The 215-nt window shown below is 37.7% G+C and carries 1 protein-coding gene; it reads left to right on the forward strand.

Annotated features, from left to right (window positions below; genetic code table 11):
* Window positions 1-215, forward strand: a 215-nt coding sequence (locus V6256_RS15905) for an SRPBCC family protein (protein WP_341599177.1), incomplete at both ends; no start/stop codon positions are given.

Consider the following 215-nt stretch of genomic DNA (forward strand, 5'->3'; position numbering starts at 1 on the left):
AGAATTGATGAGAGCATCGATTCAAGTGTCGAAAGCAGGGATCAGTCAAACTTTTGTTACTGAATATACATTTATTGCAATTAAAGCTATTGCGATGAACCTAGTTGTGGGGCCTTTTAAACACCTCAGTGGCGGTTGGACTTTTACAGCACTGGACGATCAAGCTTGTAAAGTCAATTTAGACTTAGAATTTGAATTTAGCAGTAAGATTGTTG

The sequence above is a fragment of the Psychromonas aquatilis genome (assembly GCF_038155185.1).
GTDB classification, from domain to species: Bacteria; Pseudomonadota; Gammaproteobacteria; order Enterobacterales; family Psychromonadaceae; genus Psychromonas; species Psychromonas aquatilis.